Raw genomic sequence first — 3,515 nt, 5'->3', positions numbered from 1 at the left:
TTTGGTGGTGTTGTATTTCCCTGGTCACTACCGCTTTTTGGCGACGGTGTATTTCCTTGGCCATTACTATTGTTTGGTGGTGTTGTATTTCCCTGATCACTACCACTTTTTGGTGGCGGTGTATTTCCTTGGTCATTACCATTGTTTGGTGGTGTTGTATTTCCTTGGTCACTACCATTGTTTGGTTCACTTTGCTTTTGCTCTTCTTGTTTCTTTTGCTTTTCTTTTTGCTTATTTTCACTCGGCTGTTCAGTCGTATTTGCTATTTTCGTATTTGGAGAAGAATCATGCTTCTCACCTTTAATACGTAATTCGCTACCTTCTTGAACTACACTGTTTGGCATTTTAAATTGTGACTTATCTGTAGCAAACTTACTCATCATTTCTTTAAAAATCAATTGAGCTATTTTCGTATTTTTACTACTAATATAATTATCTTTACTATCCTTTGTATATCCGGTCCATACTGCCATCGTATATTGTGGTGTATAACCAGCAAACCAACTATCACGAGTTGCACTTTCTGGTAGATTATATTGTGCTATTTGTTCTAAAGAATAGTTTGTTGTACCTGTTTTACCCGCTATATCTAAAGAGCCTATATTAGCTGTTGTACCTAATCCAGATGAAACAAAAGTACGAAGCATATCAGTAATCATATATGCTGTAGAATCCTTCATAACTCGTTTTGACTTTTGCTCAAAGCTTTTTGATTTACCATCTGAATAAATGACTTTCTTAACAAAATGTGGCCTCGTATACTTACCATCATTACCAAATGCCGCATAAGCACCTGCAATTTCAGTTGGTGACGCTTCATTTGTACCAATCGCTGTTGATTCGGTCGGTGCTACATTAAATGTAATACCTAGCTTTTCAGAGAAACCTTTTGATCTACTAATTCCTACTTCTTTTGCAGTTTTTATTGCCGGGATATTTCGGGACGTTTTCAATGCATCACGCATTGTAATTGGTCCTAAATGCTTTCTATCAGCATTTCTAACTTCTTGTCCCGTTGAATACTTAAATGGAGAGTCATCAATTTGATGGTAAGTAGCCCATTTTAAATATTCAATTGCAGGAGCGTAATCAAAAATTGGTTTCATCGTTGAACCTGCTGAGCGATTTAATTCAATTGCAATATTATGTCCTTTAAAAACAGCTTTATTTTCACCACGCCCACTACCAATTGCACGTACTTCTCCTGTTTTCGTATCCATAAATGTGAAAGCGCCTTGGAATTTCTCATTTGGATAATTAATAATATCTTTATTTAAAAGTTTGTCTGCAAAATCCTGTGCCTTTGGATCTAATGTTGTATAAATTTCTAAACCGTCAGATCCGATATTAACATCTGGCAACTCTTTTTCAACTTCTTTCACAACCGCATCCATAAAAGCTGGATAGGGCATTTCTTTTTGTTCAGTTGCTTTCTTAAGTCCTTCTGTTACTGGAACTTTTGATGCTTCTTCCATTTCTTTTTTTGTAATATAACCATGTCGATTCATTAATTTAAGTACAACATTTCTTCTTTCTGTTGCTTTTTTGATATTTTGTTCTTTCGTTGGATCATAGTTATTAGGAGCTTTCATTAAACCAGCAAGCATTGCAACTTCTGGTAGTGTTAAATCTTTTAATTCCTTACCATAGTAATTTTGTACTGCTGTTGCGATTCCGTATGAACGGTTACCTAAGTAAACTTTATTTAAATACATTTCTAAAATTTCATGTTTTGAATACTGTTGTTCTAGCTTATATGCTAAATATATTTCTTGCGCCTTTCTCTTTGACGTTTTTTCCATCGATAAGAAGTAATTTTTAATAACTTGCTGTGTAATCGTACTTCCACCTTGAGAGCCGTAATCCCCTTTTAGGCTGACTAAGGCTGCACGTGCAGTACCTTTATAGTCTACGCCACTGTGCTCGTAAAAACGAGCATCTTCTGTTGCTAAAAACGCATTTTCTACTAACTTAGGAATCTGATCATACATAATATTCGTTCGTTTTTCTTTTCCATATTCATATATCAATTTCCCATCTTTATCATAAATTTTTGAGGATAACGGATTAACAAGTTTTGCTTTCTCAAGTTTTGGAGCATCTTTGATCATAACGAAAAAGGTAGCAACTCCTGCGACTAACCCCACAATACCAAGTAATAAACAACTAACTAAAAACTTACGAAAAAACGATGTTTTACCTTTTGCTTTTTGTTTCTTAGCAGCAGGCTGTTTTTTCTTTTTAACTTGTCGTCGCTCCTCTCGAGAACGATAATTTTCTGACATGCTACTTTCTCCTGCCTTTCAATTCTCCTGTTGATTTACTTAAAATTATTGAAGCCACTTTAAGAAATATATTCATATTTAAAAAGTGTACTAAATAGACAATTTAAGTAATAAATTTGTTCCACTTTAAGATGAGAAAGAAATTTGAGCTTATCTGATAATGAAACAGAAACGATAGTGGCATAACTAAAAAAATGGAATTTCATAGAAAATCCATTTTTAGCTTGATGGGCATTTGGCTGTACCCCTTGTATAAGAGTTTGTTTTTAAACAAACTCTGTCTCAATAGTATCCTGATATTACAAAAAAGAACTAAGATGTTTCATCCTAGCTCTTTTTTAGCAATATCAACTTATTATATACATTCCTCAATCATTATTTTACCTCATTGGCAACAAAGAAATGCTCACATACACTTGAAATACGTTTTAAATCCACATTGCCACCTGAAATAACTGCTACTACTTTTTTACCCTTTACATATTTATCAACTTTCCCTGCAAGAAGAGCGGCTGTGGCTAATGCTCCCGCACCTTCTACAACAGCCTTTCCGCGTTGTAGTAAGTCTTTCATCGCTACTTCTAATTCTTCTTCCGATACAGTTACAATGTCATCTACTAGGTCTTTTACAATTTCAAAAGTTAAATTCCCTGGTATTTTTACTGCACAACCATCCGCTATTGTTGGTGCTTCATAGTGTTCTAAAATTCTCCCCGCGTCATAAGAAGCTTTCATTCCATGAACATTATCTGCTTGAACTCCAATAATATTAATGGAAGGATTAAATGATTTCAGTGCTACAGCAATTCCTGAAATAATTCCTCCTCCACCAATAGGAACAATAACAGTATCAACATCCCACATATCATCTAGAATATCTAGGCCAATTGTCCCTTGGCCAGCCATTACTTCTACATCATCATATGGATGTAGGTATGTTTCGCCTGTTTCTTTTATAATTTCTTCACATTTCGCTTTTGCATCATCAAATGTATCACCGTATAAAATAACTTCAGAACCATATCCTCTCGTCGCATCCACTTTAGCTTGCGGTGCAGATGTTGGCATTACAATTTTACTTTTGATTCCAAGTAAATGGGAAGATAATGCGACACCTTGTGCATGATTTCCAGCTGAGCAGGCGATTACACCACGTTCTTTTTCTTCATTTGTAAGTTGAGAAATTTTATTAAATGCACCACGAAACTTGAATGAACCTGTTAACTGCAT

Annotated in this window: 2 protein-coding genes; both read right to left on the bottom strand. The window is 34.9% G+C overall.

Going from position 1 to position 3,515, the window contains the following annotated elements:
- A partial coding sequence (locus DN400_RS24290; RefSeq protein ID WP_147801992.1) for a transglycosylase domain-containing protein occupies positions 1-2,285 on the bottom strand: 2,285 nt, incomplete at its 3' end.
- Positions 2,286-2,660: 375 nt separating this feature from the next.
- On the bottom strand, positions 2,661-3,515 hold an 855-nt coding region (gene tdcB / locus DN400_RS24285; RefSeq protein ID WP_147801991.1), incomplete at its 5' end, for a bifunctional threonine ammonia-lyase/L-serine ammonia-lyase TdcB.

This window comes from Bacillus sp. AR8-1, assembly GCF_008042345.1.
In the GTDB taxonomy this organism is placed as follows: domain Bacteria; phylum Bacillota; class Bacilli; order Bacillales; family Bacillaceae_G; genus Bacillus_A; species Bacillus_A cereus.
The sequence above is the reverse complement of the archived record's forward strand: the minus strand, read 5'-3'. Positions and strand labels throughout refer to the sequence as shown.